The 18109-nt window shown below is 63.1% G+C and carries 14 protein-coding genes; 8 read left to right on the top strand and 6 right to left on the bottom strand.

Going from position 1 to position 18109, the window contains the following annotated elements; genetic code table 11:
- Positions 1 to 169: 169 nt before the first annotated feature.
- From hppD to UCMB321_RS12860, 8 genes are all read left to right on the top strand, one after another.
- Positions 170 to 1246 carry a 4-hydroxyphenylpyruvate dioxygenase gene (gene hppD / locus UCMB321_RS12895; protein WP_040067263.1) on the top strand — a complete coding sequence of 359 codons (1077 nt, stop codon included), beginning with the start codon at positions 170 to 172 and terminating at the stop codon, positions 1244 to 1246.
- 88 nt (positions 1247 to 1334) lie between these two features.
- Positions 1335 to 1859: a GNAT family N-acetyltransferase gene (locus UCMB321_RS12890; RefSeq protein ID WP_040067260.1), complete on the top strand. Its 525-nt coding sequence runs from the start codon at positions 1335 to 1337 to the stop codon at positions 1857 to 1859.
- A 187-nt stretch (positions 1860 to 2046) separates the two neighbouring features.
- On the top strand, positions 2047 to 2547 hold the full coding sequence (gene tpx, locus UCMB321_RS12885; protein WP_040067258.1) for a thiol peroxidase: 501 nt from the start codon (positions 2047 to 2049) through the stop codon (positions 2545 to 2547).
- Between the two features lie 208 nt (positions 2548 to 2755).
- Entirely contained in the window at positions 2756 to 3256 is a 501-nt protein-coding gene (gene tpx, locus UCMB321_RS12880) for a thiol peroxidase (RefSeq protein WP_040067255.1), read from the top strand.
- Between the two features lie 192 nt (positions 3257 to 3448).
- Positions 3449 to 4753 carry an MdtA/MuxA family multidrug efflux RND transporter periplasmic adaptor subunit gene (locus UCMB321_RS12875; protein WP_040067253.1) on the top strand — a complete coding sequence of 435 codons (1305 nt, stop codon included), beginning with the start codon at positions 3449 to 3451 and terminating at the stop codon, positions 4751 to 4753.
- Entirely contained in the window at positions 4750 to 7851 is a 3102-nt protein-coding gene (locus UCMB321_RS12870; RefSeq protein ID WP_040067251.1) for an MdtB/MuxB family multidrug efflux RND transporter permease subunit, read from the top strand. The genes UCMB321_RS12875 and UCMB321_RS12870 overlap by 4 nt, the downstream gene beginning before the upstream one ends.
- Positions 7848 to 10955, top strand: a complete 3108-nt coding sequence (locus UCMB321_RS12865; RefSeq protein WP_040067249.1) for an efflux RND transporter permease subunit — start codon at positions 7848 to 7850, stop codon at positions 10953 to 10955. The genes UCMB321_RS12870 and UCMB321_RS12865 overlap by 4 nt, the downstream gene beginning before the upstream one ends.
- Positions 10952 to 12442 (top strand): efflux transporter outer membrane subunit, encoded by a 1491-nt coding sequence (locus tag UCMB321_RS12860; RefSeq protein WP_040067246.1) that lies wholly within the window; start codon positions 10952 to 10954, stop codon positions 12440 to 12442. Before UCMB321_RS12865 ends, UCMB321_RS12860 begins: the two co-directional genes overlap by 4 nt.
- A 98-nt stretch (positions 12443 to 12540) precedes the next feature.
- Here UCMB321_RS12860 and UCMB321_RS12855 read toward each other — a convergent pair whose 3' ends face one another.
- From UCMB321_RS12855 to UCMB321_RS12830, 6 genes are read right to left on the bottom strand one after another with little or no spacing between them, the layout of a single operon-like run.
- Positions 12541 to 13740, bottom strand: coding sequence for an MFS transporter (locus UCMB321_RS12855; RefSeq protein ID WP_040067244.1), 1200 nt, complete (start codon positions 13738 to 13740; stop codon positions 12541 to 12543).
- A 48-nt stretch (positions 13741 to 13788) separates the two neighbouring features.
- Positions 13789 to 14694 (bottom strand): polysaccharide deacetylase family protein, encoded by a 906-nt coding sequence (locus UCMB321_RS12850; protein ID WP_040067242.1) that lies wholly within the window; start codon positions 14692 to 14694, stop codon positions 13789 to 13791.
- A complete protein-coding gene (locus tag UCMB321_RS12845) occupies positions 14687 to 15529 on the bottom strand; it encodes a polysaccharide deacetylase family protein (protein ID WP_040067240.1) in 843 nt (280 codons plus the stop codon). The genes UCMB321_RS12850 and UCMB321_RS12845 overlap by 8 nt, the downstream gene beginning before the upstream one ends.
- 16 nt (positions 15530 to 15545) lie before the next feature.
- A complete protein-coding gene (locus UCMB321_RS12840; protein WP_040067238.1) occupies positions 15546 to 16364 on the bottom strand; it encodes an ABC transporter substrate-binding protein in 819 nt (272 codons plus the stop codon).
- Positions 16365 to 16403: 39 nt separating this feature from the next.
- On the bottom strand, positions 16404 to 17168 hold the full coding sequence (locus tag UCMB321_RS12835; RefSeq protein ID WP_040067236.1) for an amino acid ABC transporter ATP-binding protein: 765 nt from the start codon (positions 17166 to 17168) through the stop codon (positions 16404 to 16406).
- A gap of 20 nt (positions 17169 to 17188) precedes the next feature.
- Positions 17189 to 18067 (bottom strand): amino acid ABC transporter permease, encoded by an 879-nt coding sequence (locus UCMB321_RS12830; protein WP_040067234.1) that lies wholly within the window; start codon positions 18065 to 18067, stop codon positions 17189 to 17191.
- Positions 18068 to 18109: the final 42 nt, after the last annotated feature.

Below are 18109 nucleotides of genomic sequence, written 5' to 3'. Positions count from 1 at the left end.
AGCCTCGCCCTGAGAGACTGGGTCGATCATGAAGATACTTGGGTTTCAACTGATCTACGGCGACTTCCTTGCCCGCAGCGTGCGGGGGATTTCCTGTGCGCCACCCACCAACGTCCGCATTGATAGCAACTAACTGACCGTTACTTGATAAAAATGATGAGGCGTCACCATGACCGATATCTTCGAAAACCCGATGGGCCTGATGGGCTTCGAGTTCATTGAATTCGCATCGCCGACCCCCAACACCCTGGAGCCGATCTTCGAGATCATGGGCTTCAGCAAGGTCGCGACCCACCGCTCCAAGAACGTGCACCTGTATCGCCAGGGCGCGATCAACCTGATCCTCAACAACGAGCCCCACAGCGAGGCGTCCTACTTTGCCGCCGAGCACGGTCCTTCGGTGTGCGGCATGGCCTTCCGGGTGAAAAACGCCCAGCAGGCCTATGCCCGTGCGCTGGAGCTGGGTGCCCAGCCGATCCATATCGCCACCGGCCCGATGGAACTGAACCTGCCGGCGATCAAGGGCATCGGCGGCGCGCCGCTGTACCTGATCGACCGTTACGGCGAAGGTAACTCGATCTATGACATCGACTTCGTCTTCCTCGAAGGTGTCGACCGTCACCCGCAGGGCGCGGGCTTGAAGATCATCGACCACCTGACCCACAACGTGTACCGCGGACGCATGGCCTACTGGGCGAACTTCTACGAGAAGCTGTTCAACTTCCGCGAGATCCGCTACTTCGATATCAAGGGTGAGTACACCGGCCTGACCTCCAAGGCCATGACCGCGCCGGACGGCATGATCCGTATCCCGCTGAACGAGGAATCGTCCAAGGGCGCCGGGCAGATCGAAGAGTTCCTGATGCAGTTCAACGGCGAGGGCATCCAGCACGTGGCGTTCCTCACCGACGACCTGATCAAGACCTGGGATCACTTGAAGAAGATCGGCATGCGCTTCATGACCGCGCCACCGGAGACTTACTACGAGATGCTCGAAGGCCGCCTGCCGAACCACGGCGAGCCGGTCAAGGAACTGCAATCGCGTGGGATCCTGCTGGACGGCTCCTCGCAGGAAGGCGACAAGCGCCTGCTGCTGCAGATCTTCTCGGAAACCCTGATGGGACCGGTGTTCTTCGAATTCATCCAGCGCAAGGGTGACGACGGTTTCGGCGAAGGCAACTTCAAGGCACTGTTCGAGTCCATCGAGCGTGACCAGGTTCGCCGCGGCGTACTGGCTACCGAGTAATCGCCTCCCGCTCCATAGGCGGCCCCTGTCGGGGCCGCCGTTCCTGCTCTACACTGGTCGGCCTTATTGTTTTTATGGATGAAAAACGATGCCAGCCGACACTCCCTCTATCGTCATCGAGCGCTTCCGAGAAGCCCATGTCGACGGTGTGACCGCCCTCTACAACGAACCCGCCGTCTGCCGCCAGGTGCTGCAAATGCCGTTTCAGTCCACCGAAGTCTGGCGGCAACGGCTGATTCAGCGCCAGGACAACGAACGCCTGCTCGCACTGGTGGCACTGCATCAGGGCGTGGTCATCGGCAGTTGCTCCCTGGAGCAGTACGCACGGGTGCGCCGCAGCCACGCCGGCACCCTGGGCATGGGCGTGGCGACAGCCTGGCAAGGTAAAGGCATCGGTTCGAAGCTGCTGGCCGCGGCGCTGGACGTGGCGGACAACTGGATGAACCTGCAGCGTGTCGAGTTGACGGTGTATACCGACAACCTCGCCGCCCAGGGGCTGTATCGCAAGTTCGGGTTCGAGGAGGAGGGCGTGATGCGCGACTATGCGATTCGCGACGGTCATCTGGTCGACACCCTGAACATGGCGCGGTTCCGCCAGCCGACCGCGAGTTAAAAGGATTTCCCGCGAATACTGCTGAAGTGTCCGGCATGGATATCATCAGATTCACACAACAAAAAAAGCCCGGGAGGATTTGCCGGGCCGCAAATCCTGTGACACTTTGTCTTCCCCATAGGTCGGGTGGCCCTTTCGTGCACCACTCCGCCTTAATTCACAGAAACCACTTAGAAGGATTCAGCTCATGGCTCAAGTCACCCTCAAAGGCAACCCGGTTCAAGTCAACGGTCAACTGCCGCAGGCCGGCGACAAGGCTCCAGCGTTCTCCCTGGTGGGCGCAGGCCTGGCTGATGTCACGCTGGGCAGCTTTGCCGGCAAGCGCAAGGTGCTGAACATTTTCCCAAGCGTCGACACCCCGACATGCGCCACCTCCGTGCGCAAGTTCAACGCCCAGGCCAACGACGTGGCCAACACCGTGGTGCTGTGCATCTCGGCTGACCTGCCGTTTGCCCAGGCGCGCTTCTGCGGCGCCGAAGGCCTGGAGAACGTCCTGAACCTGTCCACCTTGCGCGGACGCGAGTTCATTCAGAACTACGGCGTTGAAATCGCCGACGGCCCACTGGCCGGCCTGACCGCTCGTGCCGTGGTGGTACTGGACGAAAACGACAAGGTGCTGCACAGCGAGCTGGTCAAGGAAATCGCTGAAGAGCCCAACTACGAAGCGGCCCTGGCTGTCCTGAAGTAATTACAAGGGACCTGCTTGCTGGCTGAATGTGACATCGTCATCGCCAGCAAGCCGGCTCCCACGGGTTTTGGGCCCGACGATATCCAGCGGTGAAGCGCTAACTTGTAGGAGCTGGCTTGCCAGCGATGACGACGTCACATTCACCGCCATCGTTGCCGTCCAGAGCGCGTTTCAAGACACGGTTTTGCGTTTACAAGGAGGCAGACAGATGGCTCAAGTCACCCGCAGGGGCGTAACGGTCCGGATCAAAGGCCAGTTGCCACAGCCCGGCTCCCAGGCGCCGGCGTTTTCCCTGGTCGCCAAGGACCTTTCCGATATCACCCTGGACAGCCTTGCCGGCCAGCGCAAGGTGCTGAATATCTTCCCCAGCGTCGACACGCCGACCTGCGCCAAATCCGTGCGCCAGTTCAACGAACGCGCAAGCCAGTTGGAAAATACCCTGGTGCTGTGCATTTCCGCCGATCTGCCGTTCGCCCAGGCGCGCTTTTGCGCGGCCGAGGGCCTGAACCGTGTCATCAACCTTTCCACCCTGCGCGGTCGCGAGTTCATGCTCGATTACGGCGTGGAAATCGCCGATGGTCCCCTCGAAGGCCTTACCACCCGTGCCGTGGTGGTGCTCGATGCCCACGACAAGGTGCTGCACAGCGAGTTGGTGGCCGATATCGGCCAGGAACCTGATTACGAGGCAGCGCTTGCGGCCCTGAAATAAAGGGTTCTTGAAACAAGCGGTTTACAATTATTCACGGCCTGGCCCTGTCCAGGCCGTTTTTATTTGTGCTTCAGTGTCTTACCCGAACACTGAGGAAAGTCATGCCAAGGTAAATTGCCGGTAAAGGCGCTTTGCCTGAAACAATTCAGTGCTTAATCTTTCAGCCTTCCCAAAAAGAAGTTCTCGCGCACAATGGTTGATCACTCCATGCAATCTTCTGTTTCCCGTCCATCCCGACGCTGGCTGTTCGGCCTGCTGATCCTGTTGATTATCGGCGCAGTGTGCTGGCATTTCTGGCCGTCAGGCGCCCATCAAAAGGTCGCGCAAGCCAAACCTGCCGGACATGCCGGCAAGTCGGGCATGATGCGTCCGGGCTTCGGCGCATCCTCGGGCCCGGTGCCCGTGCGGGTGGCAGCGGCGACGGTGGGGGACTTCCCGGTCTACTACAAGGCCCTGGGGACGGTGACCGCCCTCAACACGGTCAATGTGCGCACGCAAGTCGCCGGGCAGTTGGTCAAGATCAACTTCCAGGAGGGCCAGATGGTCAAGGCCGGTGATGTGCTGGCCGAGATCGATCCGCGCAACTACCAGAGCGCCTTGCTCCAGGCCCAGGGCACCCTGCTGCAAAGCCAGGCGCAGTTGAAGAACGCCCAGGTCGACTTGCAGCGCTATCGCGGCTTGTTCGCCGAAGACAGCATCGCCAAGCAGACCCTGGACACCGCCGAGGCCCTGGTGCAGCAATACCAGGGCACGGTCAAGACCAACCAGGGCGCGGTCGAGACGGCCAAGCTGAATCTGGACTTCACCAAGATCCGCGCACCGATTGCCGGGCGCCTGGGCCTGCGGCAGCTGGACGTCGGCAACCTGCTGGCGGCGAACGACAGCCAGGCACTGGTGGTGATCACCCAGACCCAGCCGATCAGCGTGGCCTTCACCTTGCCGGAAAACAACCTCGACACCGTGCTCACGCGCTTTCACAGCGGGGCGAAATTGCCCGCCGAAGCCTGGGACCGCGGTGACGTGAAGCAGCAGGCCAGAGGTGTCTTGCAGAGTCTCGACAACCAGATCGACATCACCACCGGCACCCTCAAGTTCAAGGCGCTCTACGAGAACCGCGAGCAGGCCTTGTTCCCCAACCAGTTCGTCAATGTGCACCTGCTGGCCGACACCCTGAAAAACGTGGTGCTGGCGCCGAGCGCGGCGATCCAGTTCGGCAACGATGGCACCTTCGTCTACGTCATGGACGGTGACAAGAAGGTCAAGATCCGACCGCTGAAAGTCGGCGCCAGCGATGGCAATCTCACGGTGATCAAGGAAGGCCTGGCCGTCGGCGACCGTGTGGTGCTGGAGGGCACCGACCGCTTGAAGGACGGTGGCGACGTCGAGGTGGTCAATGACAGCCAGGACCTGTCCAAGGCACCTTCCGAACAACTGAAGGAAGGCTCGACGTCCAAGGCACCGGCTGAAGCCGGCAAGGCGAAAAAGGTCGGCGCATGAATCTCTCGCGGCTGTTCATTCTCCGCCCGGTAGCGACCACCCTGAGCATGCTGGCCATTGTCCTGGCCGGCCTGATCGCCTATCGCCTGCTGCCGGTGTCGGCGCTGCCCCAGGTCGATTACCCGACCATCCGGGTGATGACCCTCTACCCGGGTGCGAGTCCCGACGTGATGACCAGCGCGGTCACCGCGCCGCTGGAGCGCCAGTTCGGGCAGATGCCCGGGCTGACCCAGATGGCCTCCACCAGTTCGGGCGGGGCGTCGATCCTGACCCTGCGCTTCAACCTCGAAACCAACATGGATGTCGCCGAGCAGCAGGTCCAGGCGGCCATCAACGCCGCCACCAACCTGTTGCCCAAGGATCTGCCGGCCCCGCCGGTGTACAACAAGGTCAACCCGGCGGACACCCCGGTGCTGACCCTGGCGATCACCTCGAAAACCATGTTGTTGCCCAAGCTCAACGACCTGGTCGATACCCGCATGGCGCAGAAGATCGCCCAGATCAGCGGCGTAGGCATGGTCAGTATTGCCGGTGGCCAGCGCCAGGCGGTGCGGATCAAGGTCAATCCCGAGGCCCTGGCGGCCAACAGCCTGAACCTGTCGGACGTGCGCACCCTGATCGGCGCGTCGAACGTCAACCAGCCCAAGGGCAACTTCGACGGTCCGACCCGGGTGTCGATGCTCGACGCCAACGACCAGCTGCGTTCGCCCAAGGAATACGCCGAACTGATCCTGGCCTACAAGAATGGCGCGCCGCTGCGTCTCAAGGATGTCGCCCAGATCGTCGACGGTGCCGAGAACGAACGCCTTGCCGCCTGGGCCAACGAAAACCAGGCCGTGCTGCTGAATATCCAGCGCCAGCCCGGGGCCAACGTCATCGAGGTGGTGGACCGGATCAAGGCCTTGCTGCCGAGCATCACCGACAACCTGCCGGCTGGCATCGATGTCACGGTGCTGACCGACCGGACCCAGACCATTCGCGCTTCCGTCACCGATGTTCAGCATGAACTGCTGATCGCCATCGCCCTGGTGGTGATGGTGACCTTCCTGTTCCTGCGCCGGGCCAGCGCCACCATCATTCCTTCGGTTGCCGTGCCCTTGTCGCTGATCGGCACCTTCGGCGTGATGTACCTGGCGGGTTTCTCGGTCAACAACCTGACCCTGATGGCCCTGACCATCGCCACCGGCTTCGTGGTCGACGATGCGATCGTCATGCTGGAAAACATCTCGCGCTTCATCGAGGAGGGCGACAGCCCGATGCAAGCGGCGCTCAAGGGCGCCAAGCAGATCGGCTTCACCCTGATTTCCCTGACCCTGTCGCTGATCGCGGTACTGATACCGCTGTTGTTCATGGCCGATGTGGTCGGGCGGCTGTTCCGCGAGTTCGCCATCACCCTGGCGGTGGCGATCCTGATTTCCCTGGTGGTGTCCCTGACCCTGACGCCGATGATGTGCGCGCGCCTGCTCAAGCGCGAGCCCAAGGCCGAAGAGCAGGGCCGTTTCTACCGGGCCAGCGGCGCCTGGATCGACGGGTTGATCGAAGCCTACGGACGCAAGTTGCGCTGGGTGCTCAATCACCAGCCGCTGACCTTGCTGGTGGCGGTCGCCACCCTGGCACTGACGGTGTTCCTCTACCTGATGGTGCCCAAGGGCTTCTTCCCGGTGCAGGACACCGGGGTGATCCAGGGGATTTCCGAAGCGCCGCAGTCGGTGTCCTTTGCCTCGATGAGCCAGCGGCAACAGGCGTTGGCCAAGGTCATCCTGGCCGATCCGGAGGTGGAAAGCCTGTCGTCCTATATCGGCGTGGACGGCGACAATGCCACGCTCAACAGCGGCCGCCTGCTGATCAACCTCAAGCCGCGCCACCAGCGCAGCCTGAGCGCCGCGCAGGTGATCAGCCGCCTGCAGCCGGAAGTCGACAAACTGGCGGGGATCCGTCTGTTCATGCAGCCGGTGCAGGACCTGACCATCGAAGACCGGGTAAGCCGTACCCAGTACCAGTTCAGCATGTCCTCGCCGGATGCCAACCTGCTGGCCGAGTGGAGTGGCAAGCTGGTGGACGCGCTGGCCCTGCGCCCGGAACTGACGGATGTGGCCAGCGACCTGCAGGACAAGGGCTTGCAGGTCTATCTGGTGATCGACCGGGACGCGGCTTCGCGCCTGGGCGTCGCCGTGTCGGATATCACCGATGCGCTGTATGACGGTTTCGGCCAGCGGCAGATCTCCACCATCTACACCCAGGCCAGCCAGTATCGCGTGGTGCTGCAAGCCCAGGCGGGGGAGAGGATCGGCCCGCAGGCGCTGGAGCAGATCCACGTCAAGACCACCAGCGGCGGACAGGTGCGCCTGTCCAGCCTGGCCCGTGTCGAGGAGCGCCAGGCGCAGCTGGCCATCTCCCATATCGGCCAGTTCCCGGCGGTGATGATGTCGTTCAACCTGGCGCCCGGCGTGGCGCTGGGACAGGCGGTACAGGTCATCGACCAGGTGAAGCAGGAGATCGGCATGCCGATTGGCGTGCAGACCCAGTTCCAGGGCGCGGCCGAAGCCTTCCAGGCGTCGCTGTCGAGCACCCTGTTGCTGATCCTGGCGGCGGTGGTGACCATGTACATCGTGCTGGGGGTGCTCTACGAGAGCTATATCCACCCGGTGACCATCCTCTCGACCCTGCCCTCGGCGGCGGTCGGTGCCTTGCTGGCGTTGATCCTGAGCGGCAACGACCTGGGCATGATCGCCATCATCGGGATCATCCTGCTGATCGGTATCGTCAAGAAGAACGCGATCATGATGATCGACTTCGCCCTCGATGCCGAGCGTCACCAGGGCATGGCCCCGGAGCAGGCGATCTACCAGGCGGCCCTGTTGCGTTTCCGGCCGATCCTGATGACCACCCTGGCGGCGCTGTTCGGCGCCATTCCGCTGATGCTCGCCACCGGCTCCGGTGCCGAACTGCGCCAACCCCTGGGTCTGGTGATGGTCGGCGGGTTGCTGGTCAGCCAGGTGCTGACCCTGTTCACCACGCCGGTGATCTACCTGTACTTCGATCGCCTGGGACGGCGCTGGCGGCGGCATTCGAGCCTGCTTGAGCAGGTGGACACATGAACCTCTCGGGACCGTTCATCCGCCGGCCGGTAGCCACCATGCTGCTGAGCCTGGCCATTGTCCTGCTGGGGGGCGTGAGTTTCGGCCTGCTGCCGGTGTCGCCGCTGCCGCAGATGGATTTCCCGGTGATCGTGGTCCAGGCCAGCCTGCCCGGCGCCAGCCCGGAAGTCATGGCCTCCACCGTCGCCACGCCGCTGGAGCGCTCCTTCGGCGTGATTCCCGGCGTCAACACCATGAGCAGCCGCTCCAGCCAGGGTTCGACCCGGGTGATCCTGCAGTTCGACCTCAACCGCGATATCAACGGTGCGGCGCGGGAAGTCCAGGCGGCGATCAACGCGTCGCGCAACCTGCTGCCCAGCGGCATGCGCAGCATGCCCACCTACAAGAAGGTCAACCCGTCCCAGGCGCCGATCATGGTGCTGTCGCTGACCTCCGACGTGCTGCAGAAAGGCCAGCTCTACGACCTGGCCTCGACCATCCTGTCCCAGAGCCTGTCCCAGGTCCCGGGGGTGGGCGAAGTACAGATCGGTGGCAGTTCGCTGCCGGCGGTGCGCATTGAGCTCGAACCCCAGGCGCTCAACCAGTACGGCGTGGCCCTGGACAACGTGCGCACCACCATTGCCAACGCCAACGTACGGCGGCCCAAGGGTTCACTAGAGGATGCCGAGCGCAACTGGCAGGTGCAGGCCAACGACCAGCTGGAAAAGGCCAAGGACTACGAGCCGCTGGTCATCCACTACCAGAACGGCTCGGCCTTGCGCCTGGGGGATGTGGCGAAGATCAGCGACAGCGTCGAGGATCGTTACAACGCCGGCTTTTTCAACAATGACGACGCGGTCCTGCTGGTGATCAACCGCCAGGCTGGCGCCAACATCATCCAGACGGTGAACGAGATCAAGGCGCAACTGCCGGCCTTGCAGGCGGTGTTGCCGGCCAGCGTCAAGCTGAACCTGGCCATGGACCGTTCGCCGGTGATCAAGGCCACGCTCCACGAAGCCGAGATGACCCTGTTGATCGCCGTGGCCCTGGTGGTGCTGGTGGTGTACCTGTTCCTCGGCAACTTCCGCGCGTCGCTGATCCCGACCCTGGCGGTGCCGGTGTCGCTGGTGGGCACCTTTGCCGTCATGTACCTGTATGGCTTCTCCCTGAACAACCTGTCGCTGATGGCCCTGATCCTGGCCACCGGCCTGGTGGTGGACGATGCCATCGTGGTGCTGGAGAACATTTCCCGGCATATCAACGACGGCATCGCGCCCCTGAAGGCCGCGTACCAGGGGGCCAAGGAAGTCGGCTTCACCTTGCTGTCGATGAACGTGTCGCTGGTGGCGGTGTTCCTCTCGATCCTGTTCATCGGCGGGATCATCGGCAGCCTGTTCCGCGAGTTTTCCATCACCCTGGCGGCGGCCATCATCGTGTCGCTGGTGGTGTCGCTGACCTTGACGCCGATGCTCTGCGCGCGCTGGCTCAAGCCGCACCTGCAGGGCGAGCCGACCCGCCTGCAGCGCTGGAGCGAAAAGGCCAACGAACGCATGATGGCGGCCTATGCCACCAGCCTGGACTGGGTCCTGCGGCACAAGCGGCTGACCCTGCTCAGCCTGTTCGTCACCATCGGACTGAACGTCGCCTTGTATGTGGTGGTGCCAAAGACCTTCCTGCCCCAACAGGACACCGGGCAACTGATCGGCTTCGTCCGCGGCGACGACGGCATGTCGTTCGGCAATATGCAGCCGAAGATGGAAATCTTCCGCAAGGCGGTGCTGGCCGACCCGGCGGTGCAAAGCGTGGCCGGCTTCATCGGCGGCAACAACGGCACCAACAACGCGTTCATGCTGGTGCGCCTCAAGCCGATCAAGGAGCGCAATGTCTCGGCGCAGAGCGTCATCGAACGCCTGCGCACCGAAATGCCCAAGGTGCCGGGTGCCCGGCTGATGCTGATGGCCGACCAGGACCTGCAATTCGGCGGCGGGCGCGAGCAACAGACCGCGCAGTACTCCTACATCCTGCAAAGCGACGACCTCGGCGCGCTGCGCGAGTGGTACCCGAAGGTGGTCGCGGCCCTCAAGGCCCTGCCGGAGTTGACCGCTATCGATGCCCGGGAAGGTCGCGGAGCCCCGCAGACCACCCTGGTGGTCGACCGCGATACCGCCAAGCGCCTGGGCGTGGACATGAGCACGGTCACGGCGGTGCTCAACAACGCCTACAGCCAGCGGCAGATTTCCACCATCTATGACAGCCTGAACCAGTACCAGGTGGTGATGGAGATCAATCCGAAGTACGCCCAGTCTCCGGAAACCCTCAATCAGGTCAAGGTGATCGGCTCGGCCGGGCAGCGCATTCCGTTGTCGGCCATCGCCCACTATGAGAACAGCCTGCAGGATGATCGGGTCGATCACGAGGGGCAGTTCGCCTCCGAAAGCCTGTCGTTCGACATGGCCCCCGGGGTGACGGTGGAGCAGGGCACCGCCGCCATCGAGCGGGCCATTGCCAAGCTCGGCTTGCCGGAAGCGGTGATCGCCAAGATGGCCGGCACCAGCGACGCCTTTGCCGCGACCCAGAAAGGCCAGCCGTTCATGATCCTCGGCGCGCTGGTGGCGGTGTACCTGGTCCTGGGGATCCTCTACGAAAGCTACATTCATCCGCTGACCATCCTGTCCACCTTGCCGTCGGCCGGGGTCGGCGCCTTGCTCGGCATCTACCTGCTGGGGGGCGAGTTCAGCCTGATTTCGCTGTTGGGGCTGTTCCTGCTGATCGGCGTGGTGAAGAAGAACGCGATCCTGATGATCGACCTGGCGCTGCAACTGGAGCGTCATTCGGGCCTGGACCCGCTGGAGTCGATTCGACAGGCCTGCCTGCTGCGCCTGCGGCCGATCCTGATGACCACCCTGGCGGCGATCCTCGGCGCCTTGCCCTTGCTGCTGAGCAGTGCCGAAGGCGCGGAAATGCGCCAGCCCCTGGGCCTGACCATTATCGGCGGGCTGATCTTCAGCCAGGTCCTGACCCTCTACACCACCCCGGTGGTTTACCTTTATCTCGACCGTTTGCGCCACCGCTTCAACCAGTGGCGTGGCGTGCGCACGGATGGTGCTCTGGAAACTCCGCTATGACTGACCGATCGCAATGCAAAATGCCCCTGGCCGCCCAGCGCCTGGAGACCGCCCGTGGCTCACGCCTGCTGAGCCTGGCCTTGTGCGGGCTGATGCTCAGCGCCTGCGCCGTGGGCCCGGACTACAAGCGCCCGGACGCCGCGACGCCGGCGCAATACAAGGAAGCCGCCGGCTGGCGTCAGGCCCAGCCCAGTGATTCCCTGGCCCGCGGCGCCTGGTGGGAGCTGTATGGCGACCCGACGCTCAACGCCCTGGTAGAAAAGCTCAACAGTGCCAACCAGTCGGTGGCGCAGTCCGAAGCCCAGTACCGTCAGGCCCAGGCGTTGGTCAAGAGCTCACGCGGCGCCTTCTTTCCCAGCGCCAACCTGAGCGTCGGAAAAACCCGCTCCAGCCAGGGTACCGGCAGCAGCAGTTCGAGCCTGAGCCGTTCATCCAGCGGGATTCAGGATACCTACAACGCCCAGCTGGGCGTGAGCTGGGAAGCGGATATCTGGGGCAAGCTGCGCCGCGGCCTGGAAGCCAACGAAGCCAGCGCTCAGGCCAGCTTTGCCGACCTCGCGGCCATGCGCCTGAGCCAGCAATCGAGCCTGGTGCAGAACTACCTGCAACTGCGGGTGATCGACGAACAGAAGCGCCTGCTGGAATCAACGGTGCAGACCTACGAGCGCTCGCTCAAGAGCACCGAAAGCCAGTACCGTTTTGGCGTTTCCAGCAAGGCGGCGATCGCCCAGGCCCAGACCCAGCTCAAGACCGCCCAGGGCGACCTGATCGACCTGATCTGGCAACGGGCCCAGTTCGAAAACGCCATTGCCGTCTTGACCGGCCAGCCACCGGCGCAATTCCAGTTGGCGGCCACCACCACGGTTCCGGTCTTGCCGTCGATTCCGTTGGGCATACCGTCGCAACTGCTGGAACGGCGTCCGGACGTGGCCTCGGCGGAACGTTCGGTGATCGCGGCCAATGCCAATATCGGCGTGGCGAAGGCAGCTTATTACCCGGACCTGACCTTGAGCTTGTCCGGCGGCTACAGTAGCAGTACCTATGCCAACTGGATCAGTCTGCCGAACCGTTTCTGGTCGGTGGGACCGAAGCTTGCCACCACCTTGTTCGACGGCGGCCAGCGTTCGGCGGAAGTGGACCGCACCGAGGCGGTGTATGACCAGACCGTGGCCAAGTATCGCCAGACCGTGCTGGATGGTTTCCGCGAGGTGGAAAACTTCATGGTGCAGCTCAAGGTGATGGAGGACGAGGCAGCGGTACGCGCCCAGGCACTGGAGGCGGCGCGCGAATCCCTGCGCCTGACCGAGAACCAGTACAAGGCCGGCCTGATCACCTACCTGGATGTGGTCACGGTGCAGACCACGGCCCTGACCAATGAGCGTAGCGTGCTGAGCCTGCTGCAAAGCCGGTTGATCGCCAGTGTCCAGCTGATCGCGGCGCTGGGCGGTGGCTGGGACGGCAACACCGACCTGAGCGCCAAACGCTGATCCTTGGGTTTGATGTTGGGTTCATGTAGGAGCAGCCGGTCGACGCTCGATTGCTCGCGATGGTGGCCCGGGCACCGCGGGGCACCAGGTTTCCCGCGTTATCGTTGGCGTCCATCGCGAGCAAGCTCGCTCCTACAGGACGGCACCCTGCGTCCAGCCAGGAAGCACAGGCTGCCGCCCACGGCCGTGAGACCACCCAGGGCATAGAACATCGTCGCCGGCACCGCGTGAATCAGCAGGTAGCCGCAGATCACCGGACTCAACGCACCGCCCAGGGCGGCCAGGTTCTGTGCACCCAGGTAACTGCCACGCAGCGCTTCCGGGGCGATGGTGTCGACGAACAGGTATTCGGACGGATAGATGATCATCTCCCCGAGGGTGAAGATGAACATGGCCACGCACCAGGTCACCAGGTTTTGCGCAAGACTGAAGCCGATCAGCCCGGCGATGAACAGGCTGGTGCCGATGGCGATCCAGTAGCGCAGCTGCTCGCGCTTGAGAAAACGACCGATCTGGTATTGCAGCAGGATCACGCTGATGGCGTTGCAGGCCAGGATCGCCGACAAGGTGGTCAGGGCGTCCTGGCTGCTGTGGGTCACCAGCAGGAACTGCGACAGGTACAGGGTGTAGCGGCCATGGACAATGGTGCTCAGCAGACTGCCGCAGGTGAACAGGATCAGGGTCCGGTCGTTGCGCAGCGTCACCAGGGTGTTGATGAAGCTTTGCGGCTTGCCCGGCAGCGCCTGGGCGGTTGGGGCGATACCGAGCATCAGGAAAATACTGCAAAAAGCGATGCTCGCGGCAATCAGGAAAGGGGCCGAGGGTTGCACCCCGGCAATGACCACGCCGAGCATCGGGCCGGTGGCGTAACCGACGTTGGTCAGGGTGTAGCGCAGGGAGAAGACCTTGGCCCGCTGCTCGATGGGCAGGTTCTCGCTGATGATGGCCTTGGAACCGATAAGAAACAGCGCCGACGCGGTTTCGGTGATCACCAGGGTCAGGGTGGTCAGGTACAGGTCGTGGGCGAAGGTCAGCAAGGTGAAACCGACGCCGCTGGAGAGCATCGCCAGGATCATCAGCCGACGTTTTTCCAGGCGGTCGATGATGTAGCCGCCGTACAGCGAGAGCAGGGTGGCGATAAACACCGCGATCCCCATCAGCAGGCCGACATCCTGCTGGTTCAGCCCGAGTTTCCTGCTGAGGAACAGGGTCAGCAGGGGGCTGGTGATGGCACGGCTGACGACGATGGTCACGGAGCAGATCATCAGCCGGCGGATAACGAGGGAGTAGGTGGCCACGGTGGTGCTTATGTCCTTGTTTTGAAAACGTCTCTGTGTTTCACCGGATCACGGCAGATACTGGCGGTAGTGGCGCTCATAGACGGCCGCCGGATGGTCCGCCGTCATGGCGTGGCCGTTGTCGTCCCACCATTGGGCCACTTCGCCGGCCGTGGCAATCCAGGCGTCCTCGTGTTGCTGGATACCCTGGATCAGCTCACGCAGTACGCCGATACGCCCCGGCGTAGCGATGACTTCCGGGTGCAGGCGCAGGACGTAGCACAGCCCGAACCGATGGAATCCGGCGAAATCCATCTGCAGGTTGCCCAGGGTATGGCTGTAGGAAGCGATCCGCGACTGCGCCGGCGGCACCGCCGGGCTGAGGTTGAAGGCGAAGTAGGGTTCGTCCTCCAGCTCATAGTGCAACGGCAGTTCGATGACCTGTGGGGCCGTCGGGTGGGCGAAAGGCAGGTCATCACCGCGCCAGGAGGACGACCAGAGAATGCCCTCGTCGTGCAGGGCCTCGGTGAACCCCGGCAACCCGTTGCCAGCCGGGATCCGGAAACCCTTCGGCCGCTCGCCCGTCAGTGCCGCCAGGGCCTGGCAGCCTTGCGCGAGCGAGGCTTTCTGCTCGGCGAGGGTCAGGTTGTCGAAGTTCTGGTGACGGTAGCCGGCACAGGCGATTTCATGACCGCCGGCCTGGATCGCGCGGAGGTGGGCCGGCTGCTCTTCGGCGACGATGCCCGGAATGCACCAGCTGCTGCGCACGGCCAATTCGTCGAACAGGCCGAGCAGCCGTTCGACCCCGCGCTGGCTGCCATAACGCCAGACCGACAGGCTTTTGTCGCGCCCGGCAACCTCCGGGGCCTGGGTGAGAATGCCATGGATATCGTTGTAATCCACGGTTATCACCACCGCACAGCGATAAGGCGCGGGCCATGGGCTCTTGAATACGGGCGGTTGGGACTCAGCCATGATGATGCTCCTTCAGCCACCAATGGGCGACATCGCGGCAGGTGGCAAACCAGACGTCATCGCGCTCGCGCATATGCTCGAACAATCGCTCCAGCAACAGGATGCGCCCCGGCTTGCCGGTGATCTTGGGGTGGAACAGGGTGGTCAGGCACAACCCTTCGTCGGCGGCGCCATCGAATTCGCGACACCAGTTGTCCAGGGTCAGCGCATAGCTGGCGGTGCGATCCAGCCCTGACGGAAAGTTCGGCTCGCGGGTGTAGGCGATGGAAGCGTAATCATCCATTTCCCAGCGGCCGGGGATTTCCACCAGCGGCTGCGCATGCCCGGGCACCTGCACCAGGTAGGGCCGGTCGTCACCGCGCATGCTGCTGGAGTAAGTCACGCCGGCGTCCACCAGCATCGCCGGGGTCTCCGCGCGCCAGTCGCCGGAAGGCGTGCGAAAGCCCTCGGCGCGGATGTTCAGGTATTGCCAGAACACCTCGCGGCATTTGTTCATCACGTCCCGCTGCTGTTCCAGCGTCAGGGCGTAGAAGGATTCGTGCTTGTAGCCGTGGTAGGCCACTTCATGTCCGCGTTCGACAATCGCCTGGCATTGCCGGGGCCAGTTTTCCACGACCCAGGCCGGGACGAAGAAGGTGGTCGGCAGGCGGAACTCGTCGAGCAGGTCGAGAATGCGCGGCAACGCCCGATACGGGCCGTAACCGCCAAAACCGAAGTACTCGGGCTTGTGCCAGATCGAGCCATCGAGCATGGCGTCACCGGTCGGGCCGTCGAGGTCGAATGCCAGGGCCAGGCAGGCTTTGTGCCCATCCGGCCAGGTCGGGGTCGAGGACATGAGTGGCGGCTCCCGGTTACTGGCCCTTGTTGACGGCGATGCTGTCGACGGCACCCACCGACAGGTCCCATTTCTTCAGGATGGCCTGGTAGCTGCCGTCGGCGATCATGCTTTGCAGGGCAGCCTGGACGGCATCACGCAGTGCCTGGTTGTCCTTGCTCACGCCGATCCCGGTGAACTGCACGACCATCGGTGTGCCGATGATATTGAAGGTGTTCTTCTCCTGGTTCGCGAGGTAGGGCAGGGTCTCGCTGCCTTGCACGGCGGCGTTGATGCGGCTCTGGCGCAGTTGCGCGCGGGCGTCGGCCGAACCTTCGGTGCCGATGACCTTGATCTGTTTGTCGGCCGGGCAGTGCGCAGTGCTCCAGGCGGCGATTTCCGCCGGGAAGGTGGTGCGACGGCTGGTGCCGACGGTCTTGCCGCAGATATCGGTCATTTCCTTGATGTCCTGGTTCTTCACCAGGGTGTAGAACTGCGAACCGCTGGTGAAGTAGTCAACGAAGTCCACCGCCTTCTGCCGTTCGGCGGTGTCGGTCATGCCCGAGAGCACGATGTCTACGCGTTTGGTGGTCAGGGCGTTGATCATCTGTTCGAAGGAGGTTTCCTGCCATTTCATTTTCACGCCCAGGCGCTGGGCCAGGGCGTTACCCAGGTCGAAGTCGACACCGGTGAGTTCGTTGTTGGCCGGGTCCTTGAAGTCCATCGGCGGGTAGTTGGGCATGATCGCCGCGACGATTTCGCCCTTGGCCTTGATGCTGGCGGGCAATTCGGCGGCCCAGGTGAAGCTGGAAGCCATCAGACCGGCGAGTACAGCTGGGATAACGTAGTTCTTCATGGACGTTCTCTTATGAATGTTGTGAAGGTTCAGGGAAACCTAGGTTCGAACGGCAGAAATGAAGCTTTGGGTGCGCGGGTTTTGTGGGTTTATTAGAAGTTCTTCGGGGCTTCCTTCCTCCACGATCTGGCCGCCGTCCATGAACACCATGCGGTTGGAGACTTCGCGGGCGAAGCCCAGTTCATGGGTGACGACGATCATGGTCATGCCGGTCTGCGCCAGGTCGCGCATCACCGACAGCACCTCTGCGACCAGTTCCGGGTCGAGTGCCGAAGTGGGTTCATCGAACAGCATCAGCTTGGGCCGCATCGCCAGAGCCCGGGCAATGGCCACCCGTTGCTGCTGGCCGCCGGACAACTCGATGGGATAGCTGTCGCGCTTGTGCGCCAGGCCGACCCGGGCCAGCAGCTCCAGGGCCTCCTCGACCGACTCCTTGGGCGAGCGCTTGAGCACCTGGACCGGACCTTCGATGATGTTTTCCAGCACGGTCATGTGCGGAAACAGGTTGAAGCGCTGGAACACCATGCCGGTGGCCAGGCGCTGGCGGGCGATCTGCGCTTCGTTGAGTTCATGCAGCTTGTTGCCGGCGATCCGGTAGCCCACCAGTTCGCCGTCGACCCAGAGGCCGCCCTTGTCGATCTTTTCCAGCTGGTTGACGCAGCGCAGCAGGGTGCTCTTGCCGGAACCGGAGGGGCCGATGATGCACAGCACTTCGCCTTGCTCGACTTCGATGTTGACGTCCTTCAGGGCGTGGAAGGAGTCGTAGTATTTGTTCAGGCCGACAGCCTTGATGATGCTTCTCATGTTCGAATTCTCCAGGACACTTACGAGCGCTTGCCGGCGCCGCGGGCAAAACGCCGTTCCAGGCGGCTCTGACCGAAGGACAGCACGGTGACGGCGACCAGGTACCAGATGCCGGCCACGATCAGCAGCTCCATCACCCGGGCGTTGGCGTAGTAGATGTTCTGGGCGTTGTAGAGCAGTTCCGAGTACTGGATCACGCTCGCCAGGCTGGTCATCTTGACCATGCCGATGAACTCGTTGCCCACCGGCGGGATGATGATGCGCATGGCCTGGGGCAGGATGATCCGGCGCAGGGCCTGCAGGCGTGGCATGCCGATGGACTTGGCGGCTTCATACTGGCCGGTGTCCACCGAGAGCAGGCCGGCACGCACCACTTCGGCGGTGTAGGCGCCCTGGTTGATGCTCAGGCCCAGCAAGGCGGCGACAAACGGGGTCATCAGGCTGACGGTGTCGAGCTGGAACAGCCCGGGAATCCCGATGCTCGGGAAGATCAGCGCCAGGTTGAACCACAGCAGCAGCTGGAGAATCAACGGCGTGCCGCGGAACAGCCAGGTGTAGGTGATCGCCACGTAGCGCAGGATCGGGTTGGCGGACATGCGCATGATCGCCGTGATCACGCCGAACACCACGCCCAGGGCCATGGCCAGGATCGCCATGATGATGGTGTTCAGCAGCCCGGTGAGAATCGCCTTGGCGGTCAGGAACTGGCCGATATAGGACCATTCGATCTGGCCCTGGGCAAAGGCCCGGACCAGCCCGGCCAGGGCGACGACGATCAGGGTGGCGAAGAGGATGCGTCCGTAATAGCGCCGCGGTACATGTTCGTACTGGGTGATATCGAACTGGTTCTCGGCCTGTTTGCGCTCGGCTTGCAAGCGTTCTGCCTGGGATTGACTCATGGTGTTTCTCCGTACACGGCGCCAGGGGCGCCGTCTTTGTTT

The sequence above is a fragment of the Pseudomonas batumici genome, assembly GCF_000820515.1.
In the GTDB taxonomy this organism is placed as follows: Bacteria; Pseudomonadota; Gammaproteobacteria; order Pseudomonadales; family Pseudomonadaceae; genus Aquipseudomonas; species Aquipseudomonas batumici.
This window is presented reverse-complemented; position numbering and strand designations above follow the sequence as displayed.